Raw genomic sequence first — 1,601 nt, forward strand, 5'->3', positions numbered from 1 at the left:
CACCCACCCAGAACAAGCCCTCCACGTCCGGACTCTTCACCCGGGGACGCAGCGGCCCCAATTGCATCCATGTATGAGAGAGATTGAAGACCGCGCCCCGGAACACGTTGAAGTCATCCCGCCAGGTCTCCGCCGTGAAGTAGCGCTCCTCGCGAATGTGCTCACGCACGCCCTTCAACCCCACCTTCGCGAGCATGTCTGGAATGCGCTCGCGCAACGTGGCCTCCGTCTTCGCCCAGTCCACGGGCCGCGCCGTGTTGGGCGTGGGCACGAGCACGTAGAGCGTGGAGTGCCCCTTCGGCGCGCCGGACGGGTCCGTCACACACGGGTTGCACACGTAGAAGGGCGGGTCGTCCACGTCGACGCTCCGGTCCTCCAGCGCGTCCCGGTCCGTGCGCCGCGCCGCCTCCGAGAGATAGATGAGGTGGTGCGGCAGGTCCTCGTAGCGCGTGTCCAGCCCGTAGTACGCCATGAACGTGCTGCACGAGTACTTCGCCTTCTCCAGCGCCGCGTCCGTCAGCCGCGAGCCCTCGCGCGCCTCGGCGGGCACCAGCTTCGTCGCCGCGTACGGCAGGTCCGCGTTCATCACCACCGCGTCCGCGTCCAACACCTCGCCCCCCACCAGCGTCACGCCCACCACGCGCCCCGCCTCCACGCGCACGCGCTCCACCGGCGCGCCCATGCGGAACGTCGCGCCCAAATCTTGCGCGCACCGCATCATCCCTCGCGCCAGCTCTCGGAAGCCGCCGTCGACGTGCCACACCCCGAAGGCCAGCTCCAGGAAGGGAATCACGCTGAACACCGACGAACACGTCGTCGGGTGCAGGCCCAGGTACTTCGACGGATACGCCAGCGCGTACGTCAGCCGGTCGTCATGGAAGAACGAGTCCAGGTGCCGGTACAGCGTCTGCCAGGGCTTGAAGCGCAGCGTGGGCGCCAAACGCCAGGGGGCGTAGTAACCCAGGCTTCCCGCGTGCGTGCAGATGAACTTCTCGTACGCGACGCCGTACTTCTCCTTCCCTTCCGCCAACCACCGGCGCATCGCCGCGGCCTGCTCCGGACCGAAGCGGGCGACCTCCGCCTCCATGCGCTCCGGGTGTCGGCTGGTGTCCAGGTGGGTGCCATCCCAGAAGTGCACCCGCGTGTTGACGTCCAGGGGGACCAGCTTCACGTAGTCCGCCAACCGCCGGCCCGCCCGCTCGAAGATGCGCTCCAACACACCGGGGAGCTGGAGGATGGAAGGACCAGTATCGAGCGAATACTCGCCCTGCGGTCCGAGCGTCAGGCCCTTCATCCGCCCGCCGGGCACCGGGTCCTTCTCCACCACCGTGACTCGAAAGCCCTGGCCGGCCAGGTTGATGGCGGCGGACAGCCCACCCGGTCCCGCTCCCACGACGATGACGTGACGCACCATGGCTCCTAGAATGCCCTGAGCGAGCAGCCGTTGCAGTGTCCGTGGTGCGAACGGGCGGGCGGGGATTGTGTTTCGGCCCCGGACGTTTCTCCTGGAGGACACGCGCGGGTGGGGACGGCTTGAAGGGGGCCGCCGCGCACTCGAAGCTCGCGTCGTCGTTCTCCCGGCCCCTTCCCCGGCAACCTCC

Annotated in this window: 1 protein-coding gene; it reads right to left on the bottom strand. The window is 68.5% G+C overall.

All coding sequences use genetic code 11. The annotated features are described in order from the left end of the window. Positions 1-1,414, bottom strand: a 1,414-nt coding sequence (locus HR086_RS46725; RefSeq protein WP_174468896.1) for an NAD(P)/FAD-dependent oxidoreductase, incomplete at its 3' end; no start/stop codon positions are given. Between the last annotated feature and the right edge of the window lie 187 nt (positions 1,415-1,601).

Origin of the sequence: Myxococcus sp. CA039A, assembly GCF_013336645.1 — a bacterium.
GTDB classification, from domain to species: Bacteria; Myxococcota; Myxococcia; order Myxococcales; family Myxococcaceae; genus Myxococcus; species Myxococcus llanfairpwllgwyngyllgogerychwyrndrobwllllantysiliogogogochensis.